Raw genomic sequence first — 16,623 nt, 5'->3', positions numbered from 1 at the left:
CGAACTTGAAGCTTATCGCCTTTTTTTAAATAAATGATCTGATTTTCATTATTGTCTACATTAGTAATTCCGCCGCGGGTTTTAGTTCCTCTATAAATAAGTTGCACCCGTGTTAAACTTTCTGGTTCGTTGTTTATGGTGGATCCAGGTGCCAAACCTACCGGAAGTTCCATTAAAACTTCCTCCGAAAGGATCATTTACTAATTGAAATTTGTAAGCCAATTTGTAAGAACCGTCCTGATCTGCCGTGGTTCCGCTTTTAGGATCATAAATGATTGATTTTATTCCTTTTTTTATATTCAACTTTAATATATTTTTATGCCGGTATGTGAATTGTTATTATTTAACCAATCCTGATCATTACCAAATATTAAATTTCCTCCGACTCACCAAAGGTACTCCGAAACCTTTGGTTATTTTGTATTCTAGGCATTTCCATTGTGTTCCGTTATGTCCCTCAAATCAGGTTTTTTCTTTATTCCATCGTATCATCTCTTCTTTTCCTTGCGCATCGGTTTTATATTTCATTACTTATTCTAATATCCCCCTTGATATCTAGCTTGCTCTGTGGGTTTTTAGTGCCGATTCCCACTCCCACTTATTCCTACAAGGATCCCATGGCGATGGGAATAACCAAAAAATTCCTTTAGTATCATATCATTGTTATTTGTAAGAATTTTTTTAATATTTTATTAATAATTATAGATTTAATATACATTCAGATTTATATCTTGCATCGCAAGTTTAGACGGATTAGAGATGGGTAAGACCAAATTTGGTGTTTGCCGGGCCGGAAGCTCAAAGCGGCGTTTTGAGATTTTGGAGGATTAATCTATTATCACACAAAACTTTTTTGCGAGATAAAAAAGGCAAAATATGCCTCCAAGGAGCGCTTGTATACCACAAAGCGCTCCTTAGATCAGAACTTCAGAGAAAGATTTTATAGTTGAGTATTATGCTTAGATTGCCGAGGATGTAAAAAAGATTAAATCATTGATCATTCGTTTATTGATTGAACGAACGTATTTTTTCAGACAGAAGTTTTTGACAGATAGTTTGTAGATTTCTGATAATAATATCAACTACGAGTTTCCGTAATAAACATATTAATTTTTATATGTTTATTTTATTATGGATAATAAACACCACAAAAAACTCTTTTTTATTATTATTTCAATTGTCCTATGTGCTCATAGGAATCTGATGAGATCTGGTTGAATGGATACTACAAGTTTTCCACCGAGCCATGAAGCAGGGAAGAATACAAAAAACGTGCTTAACTCAAACCAGAAAGGCATTCTATAGCAGAAAATATGTACGCAGGAAAAAACAAACAGTATAAATCCAATGAGAAAGGCATAGGCTTCTTTAGCTGTACTTACAAAGAAAGCTGTAGTAACGCCTCCCATTAAGGAACCCAGGGCATAAGAAATGAGCAGAATAATAAAAAATTCAGCAGGCGCTTGTCGAATGACTTCCTGCCATTGAGAGAAATTTAGTGAACTTGGTTCTGTAAACCACTCTTTCGCCATACCGCTTCCGGAAAATGTCACCGCGATACCTATAAATAAACCTAAAAATATAGCTAATATGTTCTTTAACACTTCTTAATTATTTTTCATCTCAAATATAGCTATAATGATTTTTATGAGCTCTCATGATTGTTTTCTCTCTATTAAAAATAGCTATATTTATCAGAATTAATTTTGTTAGCAAAAGAGCTGATGTTAAACAAAACCTGGAAAGTCATTCATCATTATAAGGATATTCTATTTGAATTTCATCAGGGTATTGCTAAAATTACCATTAACCGCCCCGAGGTACACAATGCGTTTCGCCCAGAGACCGTCAGTGAAATGCTTAATGCCATGGATACAGCTCGTGAGCGTACGGATATCGATGTAGTAATTTTTACAGGGGCCGGAGATAAAGCGTTTTGCAGCGGAGGAGATCAGAGAGTAAAAGGAATTGGTGGCTATGTAGGAGAAGATGGAATTCCGCGTTTGAATATATTGGATTTACATAAAAAAATACGTGAATTGCCTAAGCCCGTAATCGCTATGGTCAATGGTTACGCTATAGGTGGAGGACATGTATTACATGTGGTATGTGATCTTACGATAGCTTCAGAAAACGCCCGTTTTGGGCAAACGGGCCCAAAAGTAGGCTCTTTTGACGGGGGCTTTGGATCATCTTACTTAGCTCAGCATGTAGGCCAGAAAAAAGCACGTGAGATATGGTTGCTTTGTCAGCAATACAGTGCAAAAGAGGCTCTGGATATGGGTTTGATCAATAAGGCAGTGCCTCAAAAAGACCTTGAAGCTGTCACTATGGAGTGGTGTAGGCTCATTCAACAGCGTAGCCCTATGGCTTTACGCATGATCAAGCGCTGTTTAAATGCGGAGCTCGACGGTCAGCATGGATTGATGCAGCTCGCCGGCGATGCTACCTTAATGTATTACTTAACTGAAGAAGCCCAGGAAGGTAAAAAGGCTTTTCTTGAGAAGCGATCACCGGAATTTGGGAAATTCCCAAAATTTCCCTGACCTCTTTAAGCAAAGAAATACCGATTATCCTAAAAGATTAGTGGATCCTATGGCAATAACAACAAAAAATAAGAAATTTTGTTTAGGCAGCTCAGCTCTTCCCGGATTTTCTTGCAGAACGGAATTACCCTATAAACGCCTCTCATCGAGGCAGAAAAAAGAATACCGTAAGAATAGTTTACACTTTTCAATACCAATTATAAAGATGATTAACAAAGACATATTTACAAATATGCTTATGAATTTTAGAAAAGTCGGCATTTTTCTATTTTTTTAAGATCCGGCCATATGATTTTCCGATGATTAAGAGAAAAAGCCTAATTCCTGATCCTATATTCTGGTTGTAGACGACCCTAAAGGTGAAAATCATTTAGTTAAGGTTAGGAATTATTGGCTTTTTCGAACCACAAATATTTATAAGATTTTTTACTGAAAGTGCCATTAAAAAAATGGTAAAAGACTTGATTTTTTCTTGTTTTAAATCTTTTTGAGTGATAAAGCACTTATAATATTGCAGAAATTTCTTAATTTAATCTTATTCGTACATTAGAAGCTCAGTAAGGACCGATCCGGAAAATAAGCATATTAGTATGTCAATAAGGTCCGATCCATCTGAAAAAGAGAAGATCATCGAAACTAAAAAATTTAAAGTTCGCTTTGAAAACAAACAAATAAACAGTCGGTAAAACTGTAAAATATCTCCGATAAATGGAGAAAATCTATACCTACAACAAGGTAAAGTTATTTTACTAATTTCACAGACCCAAAGAATTAATCTTGCAGATAGACATTAAATCCTGGATTTACGCCGCTCGTTTGCGTACTTTACCTCTTTCTCTCTCAGGTATTACTCTCTCTGCCTTGATCGCCTACTCCAGGGGATTTAAGGTAGACCTTGTTTTTATTATGGTCTTCCTGACTACTTTATCTTTACAAATCCTAGCCAACTTCGCCGATGATTACGGAGATGGAGTCAAGGGCACTGATAATGCCTCTCGTATCGGGCCGGAGCGCGCTGTTCAGTCAGGTCGTATTTCACCGCGATCTATGAAAAAAGCCTTGCTTTTTTTAGGGAAGCTTTGTCTTCTCTTTGGGATGCTGTTGATTTATCTTTCCTTTAAAACTTATCGCGCACCTGCTCCGTTAATTTTTATATTCATAATATTCACCTGTTTATATGCGTCCATTAAATACACTATCGGTCAGGATGCTTACGGTTATAAAGGCCAAGGGGATTTATCTGTGTTTTTATTCTTCGGATTGGTATCCGTGCAGGGAAGTTATTTTTTATATACCCATCATTTTGAATGGGATGTTTTGCTTTTGGCAACTGCTATAGGGTTTTTAAGTATGGCTGTGCTCAATTTGAACAATATGCGTGATATTCATAGCGATTATCAAAGCAATAAATACACATTTGTAGTTCAAATAGGGCTTTATAAAGCTAAAATATATCATCTTTTTTTGGTATTGCTTCCTTTTGCCTTGGGAAGCCTTTTCGTTAAGCTTAATCAACATCAATTGATTTATCATTGGGCATTTTTAATCTTGTTGATTCCAGTTTTTTTTCATTTAAAAAAGATTTTTTCCATTAGTGATTTAAAAAAATTCGATCCTGAACTTAAGAAAATAGCGCTTATTACACTTTTGTACGCTCTTATCATCGGATTGGGTCAGGTATTTTGATTTTTTTATATTTGAAATACGAGAAATTTCAAAATAAAATTGCTCATGAAACTTCGTTTCTATGCCCACGCTACCTATTCTATAGAGTGCGCAGGCAAACACTTGCTCGTTGATCCTTTTTTTACGGGGAATCCTGTATTTTCTCAAGAGACGGCTCTCGTTCGGAATTATCTCGAGAATCTAAAGGCAGATTATATTTTGGTAACCCACGCGCATTTTGATCATATAACAGATGTAGCCTCTATAACCAGACGAACCGGCGCTACGGTGATCTCAAATTATGAAATCACCGCTTATTTCGAGAAAATAGGAGTTACAAATACCTTAGGAATGAATTTCGGGGGTTTTAAATCTTTTGATTTCGGAAAACTTAAGTACGTATGGGCTGCCCATTCCAGCGTATTTCCCGATGGCACTCATGGAGGTAATCCAGGGGGGTTTTTATTAAGCTCAGAAGGAAAAAATATTTACATAGCTGGTGATACGGCTCTTAGCCAGGAGATGAAATTAATACCTTTTTTTGTAAAACCTGATTTGGCTGTTTTGCCCCTCGGAGGTTTGTTTACCATGGATATCGATGAAGCGATCATGGCCTCGGATTTTATACAATGTAACCGGGTATTAGGGGTACATTATGATACGTTTGAGTCTATCGAAATAGATCACCGAATCGCTTTGGAAAAATTTTCCGCCAAAGGAAAACAACTTCTTTTATTAAAAAGAGATCAGCAAATCAATATTTAAAAAATCATGAATGATCCGAGCGCGTTATAAGAAGTGTGTTTTTCATTTTCGGGTGGCTTCCGGAACCTCCAGGGGTATGTTCTATAAGCGCGAAAGCTGGTTTATCCGGCTTGAAGATCAAGGACGCCTCGGAACGGGGGAATGTGCTCCTTTACAGGGATTAAGCAGAGATAATCTTTCTGATTATGAAGAAAAAATTCAATGGCTTTGTAAAAATATTTATAAGGAAATTGATGATCTTTATCAGCAGCTCAAAGATTATCCTTCCATTGTTTTCGGATTAGAGCAGGCTCTTTTAAGCCTTGAAAAAAATGATTTTATACTTTTTCCTTCTGATTTTACTTCAGGAGTTCAAGGTATACCTATCAATGGCCTTATCTGGATGGGTTCTATAGATTTTATGCAGGCTCAGCTTCATCAAAAAATCCAGCAAGGATTCTCATGTATAAAAATAAAAATAGGTGCGCTTTGTTTTGAAAAAGAATATGAATTTCTCGCCAGAGTTCGAGAAAAATATCCTGATATAGAGCTTCGTCTGGATGCCAACGGGGCTTTTTCTCCCGATGAAATCATGCAAAAGCTTGAGAGACTCTCAGCTTTTAAAATTCACTCTATCGAGCAACCCATACGTGCTGGCCAAAGAGAAATCATGGCCCAGCTTTGCCGAGAAACGCCCATACCTATTGTTCTGGATGAGGAGTTGATAGGTGGGTTCACTTATAAAGACAAGCAAGAGTTGTTTGAGAAAATTGCTCCACATTACTTTGTATTAAAGCCCAGTTTGTGTGGAGGTTTTCGTGCGGCGAAGGAGTGGATAGATATTGCAGGGAAAAAAAATATCTCCTGGTGGATTACCTCAGCTCTTGAGAGTAATATCGGATTAAACGCTATCGCGCAATGGACGTACTCATTAGATAATCCCATGCCTCAGGGCTTGGGAACCGGCGGTCTTTATACCGACAATATTCCGGCGCCTTTAGCTGTAAAGGATCAGTATCTGTGGTACCAGCCCGGGAAATTATGGGATTTGTATTTCTTTAAATAAATAAGCTACTATGTGGATAGACTTTAGCAAGGGAGCGCCTGATTTATTTGAGCTCAAAGATCGATTTGATGAAAAATGGCAACAAATTATTTTTTCTTTTTTAGAGCAATGGTATGATAAGAAGCCTTTTATTTTAACATCTACCTCAGGTACTACCGGAAAACGAAAAGAGATCTCTCTTAAAAAAGAATATATGCGTAATAGCGCGCGCATGAGCGGTGATTTTTTTAAACTTGCCAAGGGAAGCACGGCGCTTTTATGTTTGTCTCCTGAATATATTGCGGCTAAAATGATGCTGGTGCGATCTGCTGTTTTAGGTTTGCGTCTTTACTGTGTAGACCCTTCTTCCGAACCCCTGCGAAATCTAGACTTGTCCTTTGATTTCGCAGCTATGGTACCCTTACAGCTTTTTAATATCTTTTCTGATATTCATCGGATAAAGAAGCTTTTGGTAGGGGGAGCACCCCTTACGCTAGCTATGGAGGAACTCTTGCAAAAGATTCATACAGCTTGTTATGCTTCTTACGGAATGACAGAAACCCTTAGCCATATCGCTTTGCGCAGGATTAACGGTTCGGATAAAAGTCTTTGGTATACAAGCTTACCCGGAATAGAAATCGGAGTGGATCACAGGAAATGCCTGAAAATTTTTTCCCCATTGTTAATGGATGATCCTTTGCAGACGAACGATTTAGTTCGATTACAAGCTCCTGATCGCTTTAAATGGATGGGGCGATACGACTATTTAATCAATAGTGGAGGTATTAAAATCATCCCTGAAGAGTGGGAAGCCAAACTTCAAGGATTTATCTCCCGGCGATTTTTTCTCTCCTCTTTAGCTGATGAGGCTTTGGGGGAAAAGCTTATAATGATTGTGCAAGGAAACTCTTTTGATATAAAATTTCCTGATGAACTCTTTAAGGAAGCGTGTCAGTTTTACAAACCAAAGGAGATTTATTTTGTTTCAAAATTTTTAGAAACACCCACAGGAAAAATTCGGCGAGAAGAAACCCTTAGCCAAATCCATCCCTTACCTTCCTGAAAGCTCAGGAAAGCATTATCCATCCCTTACCTTCCTGAAAGCTCAGGAAAGCATTATCCATCCCTTGCCTTCCTGAAAGCTCAGGAAAGCATTGAATAAAGACCTTTCTCAAGGACGTTCATAAACTCTTCCGTTGTAAGATAATCTTCTCTCGAGAGCCTTTCGCCATGTATGAGTAACGCGAGATCTTTGGTCATTTGCCCGGTTTCTACAGTACGTATACATATTTGTTCAAGCTTATCGCAGAAATCATCCAGCTCTTCGTTGCCATCGAGTTTGGCGCGATGCTTTAAGCCGCCTGTCCAGGCAAATACAGAGGCGATAGGGTTAGTGGAGGTTTCCTTGCCTTTCTGATGTTGACGATAATGGCGTGTAACAGTGCCGTGAGCTGCTTCTGCTTCGAGGATTTGTCCATCGGGTGTAAGTAATACCGAAGTCATCAGACCTAAAGAGCCAAAGCCTTGCGCTACGGTGTCAGATTGCACATCGCCGTCATAATTTTTGCAAGCCCACACGAACCCGCCTTTCCATTTTAAGGCAGAAGCTACCATATCGTCGATAAGTCGATGTTCATAACTGATATTAACCTCTTCGAATTTTCTTTGAAATTCATTTTCATACACCTCTTGAAATATATCTTTAAAACGCCCGTCATAGGCTTTTAAAATAGTATTCTTAGTGGAAAGATATAAAGGCCATTTTTTTGCTATAGCTTGATTGAAACACGAACGCGCAAAGCCGTAAATAGAATCATCCGTGTTGTACATTCCCATGGCGATACCCGCTCGGTCAAAGTGGTACACCTCGTAAGTTTCCGGCTTGCCCTCTTCCGGGATAAAGGTCATCGTAAGGAGTCCTTTTCCTTTTACAAGAAAATCAGTAGCCTTATATTGATCGGCGTGCGCGTGCCTTCCTATGCATATAGGTTCGCTCCAGCCGCGCACCAGTTTTGGAACATTGCTGATGAGTATGGGCTCTCGAAATACAGTTCCGCCTATGATATTTCGCAAGGTGCCATTGGGGGATTTCCACATCTTTTTCAGGCTGTATTCCTCCACGCGAGTTTGATCGGGTGTGATGGTAGCACATTTTATACCTACTTTGTATTCTTTGATCGCCTCGGCAGCTTCTATCGTTACCTGATCATTTGTCTGGTTGCGATGTTCTATACCTAAGTCGAAATATTTAATATCAAGCTCAAGATGAGGAAAGATCAATTGATCCTTGATGTACCTCCACAGAATTCGAGCCATTTCATCGCCGTCCATCTCGACTACGGGATTGGCTACCTTTATTTTATTCATGAATAATATATACTTTAATTTTGATACAATCCGCTAAAGATATCAAATGCTTTAAGAAATAGGAAATTGTTACCGTTCATATGTTTTGACAAGCTTTGAAAGAAAGTTTTTTTATTTCTCTTGCCTTGAGTATATTTCATTCATAAATAGCAATAACATTAATAATAAGCATTTTTTATGGCAAAAATTCATTTAAAAGGTACTGAGATATCCGTTTATGGAAGCTTACCGGGGATAGGTACGACGGCGCCTGATTTTGTTTTAACAAGAAACGACCTCTCTTTCGCGCATTTTGTAGATACAGGCACTTGCACTACCGCGCGGTAAGGAATTAACAAGGTTATCATGTTATCGCATTCCAGAGATTAGAACTCTTCTAAAGAGTACGAACTGAAAATAACAGACGGACCTTTAGCCGGTTATACTGGACAGGGCTGTTGTAGTGCTTGATGAAGGTAGAAAAATACTGAAATAGTTCGTGAACTCTCCCGGGAGTCGAATTATGAAAGGGTCTTGAAGAGCTTATCGGTTTAATTTTTGCTTTATAACGTTTTTACCTCAAAGAGGAAATTTAAGACGCACTTGTAAATTTCTATCTGTAAATTTATTGAAGAATTTCAGCTAAATGAATCTACTCAGTAAGATCTGTTCGCAAAGACTACGGTTTTTATGTTTAAAAATACAAAAACGATTTGCCTAGAAAAGAGTAAATGATTAATTCTTCTCAGATTTTTTTCTGAAAATATTTAATTTTGTAGCTGTTTACAAATTTTTTGTGTCCTTTGTGTTATTAAAACCTGTGAAATAAATACTCAATACTCAAGGGATTTGTTATTTAATATTGCAGCGCTTCTTTGGGAGCGCGGATAGATGAGGAAGTCTTATAGGTTTAAAACCTATAAGACTTTGTCTTTTTTTCAAAAGTATCAGAAACGAATATATCCAAAAAATCAACAAGCGCTTTTTATTTGCGATATATTCATTAAAACAGTAAAATACGATCAATTTATTTATCTCTGTGAGAGATATAATATTAAATGATTTGCCGTCCTGAGCTCAAAGTAGATAAGTAGTGCAGAATTTGATTAAATTCACATTTTTTTAGTATTCTTTTTTTTTCATGACACCACCTCTTCGAAATATCGCCATTATAGCGCATGTAGACCACGGGAAAACAACCCTGGTGGATAAAATCCTTCATAGCTGTCAACTCTTTAACGACCACCAGGTGGTTGGTGATTTGATATTAGATAACAATGACCTTGAGCGCGAGCGTGGCATCACTATCATTTCAAAAAACGTTTCGGTAAAATATAAGAATACTAAGATCAATATTATCGATACCCCAGGACACGCGGATTTTGGCGGCGAAGTAGAGCGCGTCCTAAAAATGGCTGATGGCGTTTTACTCCTGGTAGATGCTTTTGAAGGACCTATGCCCCAAACGCGTTTTGTCACTCAAAAGGCACTTTCCTTGGGTTTAAAACCTATAGTCGTAATTAATAAGGTAGATAAGGAAAATTGCCAGCCTGAGCTAGTTTATGAACAGGTTTTCGAGCTTTTCTTCCATTTAGAAGCTACCGAAGACCAGCTTAATTTTCCCGTGCTTTATGGATCTTCAAAACAGGGCTGGATGAGCACCCAATGGCAAGAGCCCACGGGAAATATCCTGGCTTTGCTCGACGCTATTTTAAACTATATCCCGGCCCCTAAAGTCAAGCAAGGACCTATGCAAATGCAAATCACCTCGATTGATTACTCTTCTTTTGTGGGGCGTATCGCTATTGGACGCGTGGCAAGAGGTTCCATTAAAGAAAACATGCCTTTGGCCCTGGTCAATTCCGACGGAAAGATCAGTAAATCGCGTATTAAGGACTTGTATGTTTTTGATGGCCTAGGCAAAGCGAAAACCCCCGAGGTCTCCTGTGGAGACATTTGCGCTGTGGTAGGAGTGGAAGGCTTTCAAATAGGTGATACGTTAGCTGACGTAGATCAGCCCGAGGCCTTGCCTCACATTAAAATTGATGAACCTACGATGAATATGCTCTTTACCATTAATAATTCTCCGTTTTACGGTAAAGATGGTAAATTTCTTACCTCCAGGCATTTACAAGATCGTCTTTATAAAGAGACGGAGAAAAATCTTGCTTTGAAGATTGTTCCTACCGATTCACCCGATGCTTTTCTTGTCTACGGGCGCGGAGTGCTTCACCTTTCGGTTCTCATTGAGGAAATGCGTCGTGAAGGTTATGAATTACAAGTGGGACAACCTCAAGTAATCATCCGGGAAATCGAAGGAAAAAAACATGAACCCGTGGAGGTTCTCACAGTAGACGTGCGGCAGGAATATTCCGGAAAAATCATAGAAATCGCCACCCAGCGCAAGGGTGAGTTGCTTATCATGGAAGCCAAAGGTGATTCGCAACATCTCGAATTCAGGATTCCTTCACGCGGGGTGATTGGATTGAGAAATATGTTTTTGACCGCTTCAGCTGGCGAAGCGATATTGGCTCATCGCTTTGACACTTACGAAGCCTGGAAAGGCGAGATCCCCACGCGCGCCCTTGGCGTGCTCGTCTCCATGGAAAAGGGATTCTCTACGGCTTATCGTATTGACAGACTTCAGGATCGCGGCAAATTTTTCATCGCTCCGGGCGAGGAAGTGTATGAGGGAATGATTATCGGAGAGCACTCGCGTGAAAATGATTTAACGGTAAATATCACGGATGGTAAACAATTGACAAACTTTCGCACTACCTCTAAAGACGACGCTGCTAAAATTGCCCCGCCCATCCGTTTTTCTCTCGAAGAAGCACTTGAATATATTCAAAGTGATGAGTATGTTGAAATCACTCCTAAGCATATGCGTTTACGTAAAATTATCTTAAAAGAAAGTGAACGTTTGGCCGCTCAAAAACGTCGTCCGAAATAATCCCCACTTTTTAATAAAGGATGGACTAATTTTCAATGAAATCCTTTTTATTTTTCTGAGAAAAATACCTCATCTTTACATGAGGATTACAATTGATTTTCTATGTCAGGGTCTTTATTTCCGGTCTCGCTTTTAGATAACGATTTTTATAAGTTCACCATGCAGAATGCCGTGGTGAAGCATTTTCCTTATGCTAAAGCCCGATATAAGTTTATTAACCGTGGAGGTCATTCTTTTCCTAAAGGTTTTGATCAAGCTTTAAAAAAAGCCATTAAAGAAATGCGTCAGCTCAAGCTTGACGATCAGGAGCGCGCTTATTTGGAAGAAAATTGCCCTTACCTCGATCCCACTTATCTAGACTTTCTAAAAGGTTATCGTTATGACCCTTCGGAGGTAAGTGTTATTCAGAGAGGGGATGATCTTGAGGTGACCATTGAAGGTTTATGGTATCGCACCATTTTATGGGAGGTGCCTCTTATGGCGATAATCTCGGAGTTTTACTATAAGATGCAGGCTTTGCGCAGATTTGCAGATGAGGACATAATACGCATTACACGTGAAAAGATACTCGGCTATGAGGCTATCGATGTATCGGTAGCTGAATTTGGAACACGTCGAAGACACTCTTACCAAGTGCACAAGCTGGTGGTAAAAACTTTGAAAGAAGAAGGAAAGCGCTCTTTTATAGGAAGCAGCAACCTACATTTGGCGCACCTTTTCAATACTAAACCTATTGGTACTCATGCCCATGAGTGGTTTATGTTCCACGGAGCTAAATATGGATTTAAAATGGCTAATCAACTGGCCCTGGAAAACTGGACGAACGTGTATCGAGGTGATCTTGGAATTGCCCTTTCAGATACTTATACTACACGTTTTTTTTTCCAGAGTTTTGATAAAAAGTTCGCCAAGCTTTTCGACGGAGTACGCCATGATAGCGGCGATCCGATCGCTTTTGCCAAAGCTACTATAAAACATTACGAGCGATTTAAAATCGATCCCACAAGTAAAACCATCGTATTCTCTGACGCTTTAGACCCGAAAAAGGTAATCGATATCGCCGATTTTTGTCGCTCTCGTATAGGCATGTCCTTTGGTATAGGTACGAATTTCACCAATGATGTAGGCCTGCCGTTGATGAATATCGTTATCAAAATGACCGAGGCGCTTCCCGAGCATGAAATATGGACTCCTGTGGTAAAACTCTCTGATATCAGAGAAAAATATACCGGTGATCCGAAAATGATAGAGCTGGCCAGATCCTTTTTACATCTGTAATTTTATAAAACTATGCAAAAACTTATCGTCTTATCCGGTGCGGGGATCAGCGCCGAAAGCGGCCTACGCACTTTTCGCGATGTCGGCGGTCTTTGGGAAGGTCATGATGTGATGACGGTAGTTTCTCCTGAAGGATGGAAAAATAATCCAAAGCTGGTGCTCGATTTTTACAACCAAAGACGCCGTGAGTTAAAAAAGGTTAAGCCCAATGAGGCGCATCTTATTCTTAAGGAGCTCGAAGCGTTTTTTGAAGTTTTTATCATTACCCAAAACGTAGATGACCTTCATGAGCGCGCGGGCTCGAAAAATGTTTTGCATCTGCACGGAGAGCTGCTCAAGGTGCGCAGTGAACGCGATGAGAACCTTATATATAATTGGACGGAAGATCTTCACCTGGAAGACAAAGCGCAGGATGACGGCGATCGCCTGCGGCCGCATATCGTTTGGTTCGGCGAGGAAGTTCCGATGATAAAACAGGCTACCACCCAAGTAGCTCGGGGAGATATTTGTCTGCTTATAGGCACTTCGCTTGAAGTATGTCCCGCTGCTTCTTTGATAAATTACCTACCATCAAATGCTAAGATCTACGTGATCGATCCCAAAAAACCTTCGGCGCTTGATGTTAAAAACACATATTTTATAGAGTGTATCGCTTCTGAGGGTATGCGCATATTGCGGGAAATTTTACTGAAAAACAATTAATTCTTAAAATATGAAAGAGCCGGTTAAAAACGCGGATAAATTCTCCCTGCGTAAAAAATACCAAAACTTTACCTACGCCTTATCCGGGCTGAGAACTTTTGCCTGTGAGGAGCACAATATCTGGCTCTATATCCTTGGGATATCGTTTAGCGTGGCCTTAGGCTTTTTATTCAATATAGACCGCTATGAATGGCTGTCGCAGTCTGTGGTTACCTCCTTGATTTGCTCTGCCGAGCTTATGAATACCGCCGTAGAAAATGCGGTGGACCTCGCATCGCCGAAGTATCACACGCTGGCTAAAAAAGCTAAAGATATGGCCGCTGCCGCTGTATTGCTCGCCGCTTCGGGCGCTTTTATCGTTTTCCTTATCATCTACCTGCCTAAGTTTTGCATTCTTCTTTAATATGTATTTCATTCTTTACTTATGAGCTGAATCATTGAATTCAAAATTCCTTTTTTCTATACGTTCTTTTGTCTTTACATGGCCTTATTTAAGTTTTTTTTCGAAATCCGAGTGATTTTATATTCAGCGCATCTTTGGCATACTTATCATCTTTGGTAAATAGTATAAACATAATGTTTATCACAGCGCATGTATTTACGATTCGATTTGCAGCAGAAATAGGAAAGCTCCTAACTAAAACAATCTTCCGAAGGTCTATAATAAGCAGCAATGTATATTTAATAAATATGCGCGTCTGATTTAAAAAAAAAGCTAAAACACCCTCTTGTAAAGCTCTTTAAATTTACGCTGATTTAGAAATAGTATAAAACTTAGGGCTAAAAAAGCCCTTTATTTAATAAAAAACTATATTCAAAGATTCCATAGCTCGATCCAACTAGCATTCTTATCAACATAGATATTATTAGGTTTTTTATTCATGTTGTTAACTCCGTGAGTTGAAAAACGAAACCTTAGCTTATCTCCTCGTTTTAGATAAATTATCTATAAATTATTATTTATATACTCAACGGTTTTCACCGATATTTCGCCCCTTTAAAAATAACGATATCAATTGTTGGTCTTACTGTTGGTTCATTTTACAAGTCTTAAAAGACTTTTAAAAGCCTCATCATCAGAAGTAAAGTTTTTTAATTCCTCTTCCCATTCTTTTCTGGAGGGAATATGAAAGTCCTCGGGACAAGGATTATTTAGTTTCTGGAGCATCTTACAAAGATTTTTGTTGGGAGTGACTTGCCATTGGCAGTTAATACTATTATAACTTGTGGCAGTAAGTTTATCATGTGCGAGTTTATAAGAATCAGACCTTAAATGCAAAGTTTTACTTCCTCTACTCTCATGAGAGCTACTTTCAATTCCCAATTGATCGGTTCATCATTTTTATGTTGGGCCACTCTAGAAGCATTTATATTTCGATCAAGCCATTTTATTTTTTCGTTCTCTATCACCTAGTTCTATGAATTAAAAAATCTCCTTTTTCAAAATTATCTTTTGATATCAACTTTTCCGGCGTTAAAGGCTTGCTGGCTCATCATTTTATCGACATTATAATTGTCTTTACCTGAACATTCAGACCATCAACATGAGTCGTGATCATCTGCGTTTATAAGATATAAAATACTTCAAGCACTGCTTGCTTTGATCAAACACTAAAGATCCCGGAGTAGGCTTGCCGCCTTGAATATTTTTCACATTTTCCGCTTCTTCCCTATCCGGTGTGGATACTTTTGAGTTTCCCAAGGGATTTCTTGTTTGTTTTCCATCCTTTCACAAAGAGTTCACTCATCCTCAAAAGCTCGCCTCTCAAAGAGCTTATCTCTTCTATTTCCACGGGTTCTAAAGCAATATAAATCCGACAAAGCACAAACGTACTCTTTAAGCCTATTATAAGGTGCCGCTCATCTTCTGAAGCTCTTTCCCTTAAATCTGGCTTTTTTTTCTGAGTAGTTGCAGCTGACATAATGGTTTTCTTATCCTTGGCGTATCTCTTCTCTAGGATGTCCTTAAAGAGGTTGGTCTTGCCGTAGTTGTTAGTCTCTCATTCACTTTTAACATCGTCAAAGTACCTCTGAGGACCATTGTCATATCAGAGAAGAAGAGCTTCTTATCTTCAGGGGTTTGTATGGCCTCGTAGCACTCGACTACTTCATTCGCCGAGTAAAAATTGAAGTTATGGGAAGGAGGAAGAAGTTGACTAAAAACACACATCACGGTGCTCTTTCCTATCCCGTACCATCCTCACCACTATAAGCAGATATTTCTCAGAAGTACAACAGTAAGATCTTGGGATTCTTCATTGAGATTCTCCATAGCTTCTCGGTCCTTTACGAAGGGCTTTTTATGGACTAACTACAAAGTTCTTGATAAAGAGTTTATAAAGATCCTCAGCGCTGAGGCCGTAATTTACCTTACGGACCACCGGGGGGATATGAGAGAGAACGTAAATTCAATAATAAAGAGGCTCATGTAATTCATAACAGGGAATACTCTGCTCTTTCAAAACATATAGAAAGGGAGAATGCCGATTAAATAGATATATCTGTTATAAGATGATGGGTGGATGGTATGTGGTAAGTAAAGAAGGAACCATAGAAAAAAAGCTACTCCCTATAAAGACTATGTTATTATAGAAGAAGGTTTACAAAAAAGGAGATTACTCCCATATACATGTATTGGTACACAGAAAAGATAAATCTCGCAAAGTAAACTTAAGTCCTTTAACCAATCAAAGAAGCTCAGAAAACGCTATTACAAGGTATTATTATCAGGGAAAAAGCATCAGTCCAAAAAAAAGCTATGTACATCGACAAAAAGAGCATGTCATCTTTGTTCATAAAAGATTAGCGGATTTCAACAAAGAAAAGCCACAAATCATGAAATGCGCAGGCATAGAAATCAGGCAAAAAAAAGATGCGGAAGATTTTTATATCAAAACGTAAGAACCGAGTAAAGCTTCCTTAAAAAGCGAAAAATCTCATATGGATTTAAAAATAGCGAGCGCGGGATTTGAAAACAGGTTAAAATCTAAGGTCAAAGGAGCTCTAAGGAGTAGTTTGAGAGAAGTTTTACAAGAGATCGATCCGACATCAGATGAGAGAGCTGCTTTCTCCGGGAGGTCTGATTCCGACGATGAACTCCAGAGGGGCTATATAAAAGTAATAAAGTGGTTAGCAGAAAAATAACGCCAAGTGCTTTGGCGGTCATGATGATAACTAAAGTGACTATTACACTTAAAAAGATTCAATACTAAAGCCCATTGAAAATACTTTATTTATAACAATTGTTATAGCACTCCGTTCGAGGAAATGGCTATACCTATAATAATATACCTCTAGTATCTTCGGGCTTCAGAGATCTCTGAGGATAAAGTGTAAATTTTTTA

16 protein-coding genes and 1 pseudogene are annotated in these 16,623 nt (G+C 38.7%); 12 read left to right on the top strand and 5 right to left on the bottom strand.

The genetic code is table 11. From position 1 onward, the window contains the following. Positions 1-90 precede the first annotated feature (90 nt). Together CS842_RS00540 and CS842_RS00535 are read right to left on the bottom strand one after the other, a co-directional pair. Positions 91-303 (bottom strand): hypothetical protein, encoded by a 213-nt coding sequence (locus tag CS842_RS00540; RefSeq protein ID WP_103326733.1) that lies wholly within the window; start codon positions 301-303, stop codon positions 91-93. Between the two features lie 887 nt (positions 304-1,190). Beyond that, positions 1,191-1,604, bottom strand: a complete 414-nt coding sequence (locus CS842_RS00535; RefSeq protein ID WP_103326731.1) for a hypothetical protein — start codon at positions 1,602-1,604, stop codon at positions 1,191-1,193. A gap of 120 nt (positions 1,605-1,724) precedes the next feature. On the opposite strand from CS842_RS00535, the gene menB reads away from it, so the two are divergent. From menB to CS842_RS00505, 5 genes are all read left to right on the top strand, one after another. Continuing rightward, entirely contained in the window at positions 1,725-2,546 is an 822-nt protein-coding gene (gene menB / locus CS842_RS00530) for a 1,4-dihydroxy-2-naphthoyl-CoA synthase (RefSeq protein WP_103327009.1), read from the top strand. A 777-nt stretch (positions 2,547-3,323) separates the two neighbouring features. Further along, positions 3,324-4,232 carry a 1,4-dihydroxy-2-naphthoate octaprenyltransferase gene (gene menA / locus CS842_RS00520; RefSeq protein ID WP_241518391.1) on the top strand — a complete coding sequence of 303 codons (909 nt, stop codon included), beginning with the start codon at positions 3,324-3,326 and terminating at the stop codon, positions 4,230-4,232. 45 nt (positions 4,233-4,277) lie between these two features. After that, complete coding sequence (locus tag CS842_RS00515; RefSeq protein ID WP_103326727.1) at positions 4,278-4,976, top strand: metal-dependent hydrolase; 699 nt, start codon at positions 4,278-4,280, stop codon at positions 4,974-4,976. A 13-nt stretch (positions 4,977-4,989) separates the two neighbouring features. Next, positions 4,990-6,021, top strand: coding sequence for an o-succinylbenzoate synthase (gene menC, locus CS842_RS00510; protein WP_103327005.1), 1,032 nt, complete (start codon positions 4,990-4,992; stop codon positions 6,019-6,021). 10 nt (positions 6,022-6,031) lie between these two features. Beyond that, the gene (locus CS842_RS00505; RefSeq protein WP_103326725.1) at positions 6,032-7,063 is read left to right on the top strand and encodes an AMP-binding protein; all 1,032 of its coding nucleotides are present in this window, start codon (positions 6,032-6,034) and stop codon (positions 7,061-7,063) included. 80 nt (positions 7,064-7,143) lie between these two features. Here CS842_RS00505 and CS842_RS00500 read toward each other — a convergent pair whose 3' ends face one another. Continuing rightward, positions 7,144-8,367: an NADP-dependent isocitrate dehydrogenase gene (locus tag CS842_RS00500; RefSeq protein WP_103326723.1), complete on the bottom strand. Its 1,224-nt coding sequence runs from the start codon at positions 8,365-8,367 to the stop codon at positions 7,144-7,146. Between the two features lie 177 nt (positions 8,368-8,544). Here CS842_RS00500 and CS842_RS06740 point away from each other — a divergent pair, with 177 nt between their 5' ends. From CS842_RS06740 to CS842_RS00480, 5 genes are all read left to right on the top strand, one after another. Next, positions 8,545-8,694 carry a thioredoxin domain-containing protein gene (locus CS842_RS06740; RefSeq protein WP_195909800.1) on the top strand — a complete coding sequence of 50 codons (150 nt, stop codon included), beginning with the start codon at positions 8,545-8,547 and terminating at the stop codon, positions 8,692-8,694. Between the two features lie 793 nt (positions 8,695-9,487). Beyond that, the gene (gene typA, locus CS842_RS00495; protein WP_103326721.1) at positions 9,488-11,299 is read left to right on the top strand and encodes a translational GTPase TypA; all 1,812 of its coding nucleotides are present in this window, start codon (positions 9,488-9,490) and stop codon (positions 11,297-11,299) included. Between the two features lie 102 nt (positions 11,300-11,401). Continuing rightward, the gene (pncB, locus tag CS842_RS00490; protein WP_103326719.1) at positions 11,402-12,577 is read left to right on the top strand and encodes a nicotinate phosphoribosyltransferase; all 1,176 of its coding nucleotides are present in this window, start codon (positions 11,402-11,404) and stop codon (positions 12,575-12,577) included. A gap of 12 nt (positions 12,578-12,589) precedes the next feature. After that, positions 12,590-13,279: a Sir2 family NAD-dependent protein deacetylase gene (locus CS842_RS00485; RefSeq protein WP_103326717.1), complete on the top strand. Its 690-nt coding sequence runs from the start codon at positions 12,590-12,592 to the stop codon at positions 13,277-13,279. Between the two features lie 10 nt (positions 13,280-13,289). Beyond that, on the top strand, positions 13,290-13,682 hold the full coding sequence (locus CS842_RS00480; RefSeq protein WP_103326716.1) for a diacylglycerol kinase family protein: 393 nt from the start codon (positions 13,290-13,292) through the stop codon (positions 13,680-13,682). 633 nt (positions 13,683-14,315) lie between these two features. On the opposite strand, the gene CS842_RS06420 is transcribed toward CS842_RS00480, so the two are convergent. Together CS842_RS06420 and CS842_RS06735 are read right to left on the bottom strand one after the other, a co-directional pair. Further along, the gene (locus CS842_RS06420; RefSeq protein WP_146037410.1) at positions 14,316-14,603 is read right to left on the bottom strand and encodes a hypothetical protein; all 288 of its coding nucleotides are present in this window, start codon (positions 14,601-14,603) and stop codon (positions 14,316-14,318) included. 231 nt (positions 14,604-14,834) lie between these two features. Beyond that, positions 14,835-14,981, bottom strand: coding sequence for a hypothetical protein (locus CS842_RS06735; protein ID WP_195909799.1), 147 nt, complete (start codon positions 14,979-14,981; stop codon positions 14,835-14,837). Between the two features lie 914 nt (positions 14,982-15,895). Between CS842_RS06735 and CS842_RS00465 the strand changes: the two are divergent. Both CS842_RS00465 and CS842_RS00460 read left to right on the top strand, forming a co-directional pair. Continuing rightward, positions 15,896-16,180 (top strand): annotated as a pseudogene (locus tag CS842_RS00465) (DUF5712 family protein); the annotation flags it as partial. Between the two features lie 39 nt (positions 16,181-16,219). Continuing rightward, positions 16,220-16,423, top strand: coding sequence for a hypothetical protein (locus tag CS842_RS00460; RefSeq protein ID WP_103326707.1), 204 nt, complete (start codon positions 16,220-16,222; stop codon positions 16,421-16,423). The last annotated feature ends 200 nt before the right edge of the window (positions 16,424-16,623 follow it).

It is taken from the genome of Bacteroidetes bacterium endosymbiont of Geopemphigus sp., assembly GCF_002904345.1.
Lineage (GTDB): Bacteria > Bacteroidota > Bacteroidia > Flavobacteriales > Blattabacteriaceae > GSPS2-BC2016.
This window is presented reverse-complemented; position numbering and strand designations above follow the sequence as displayed.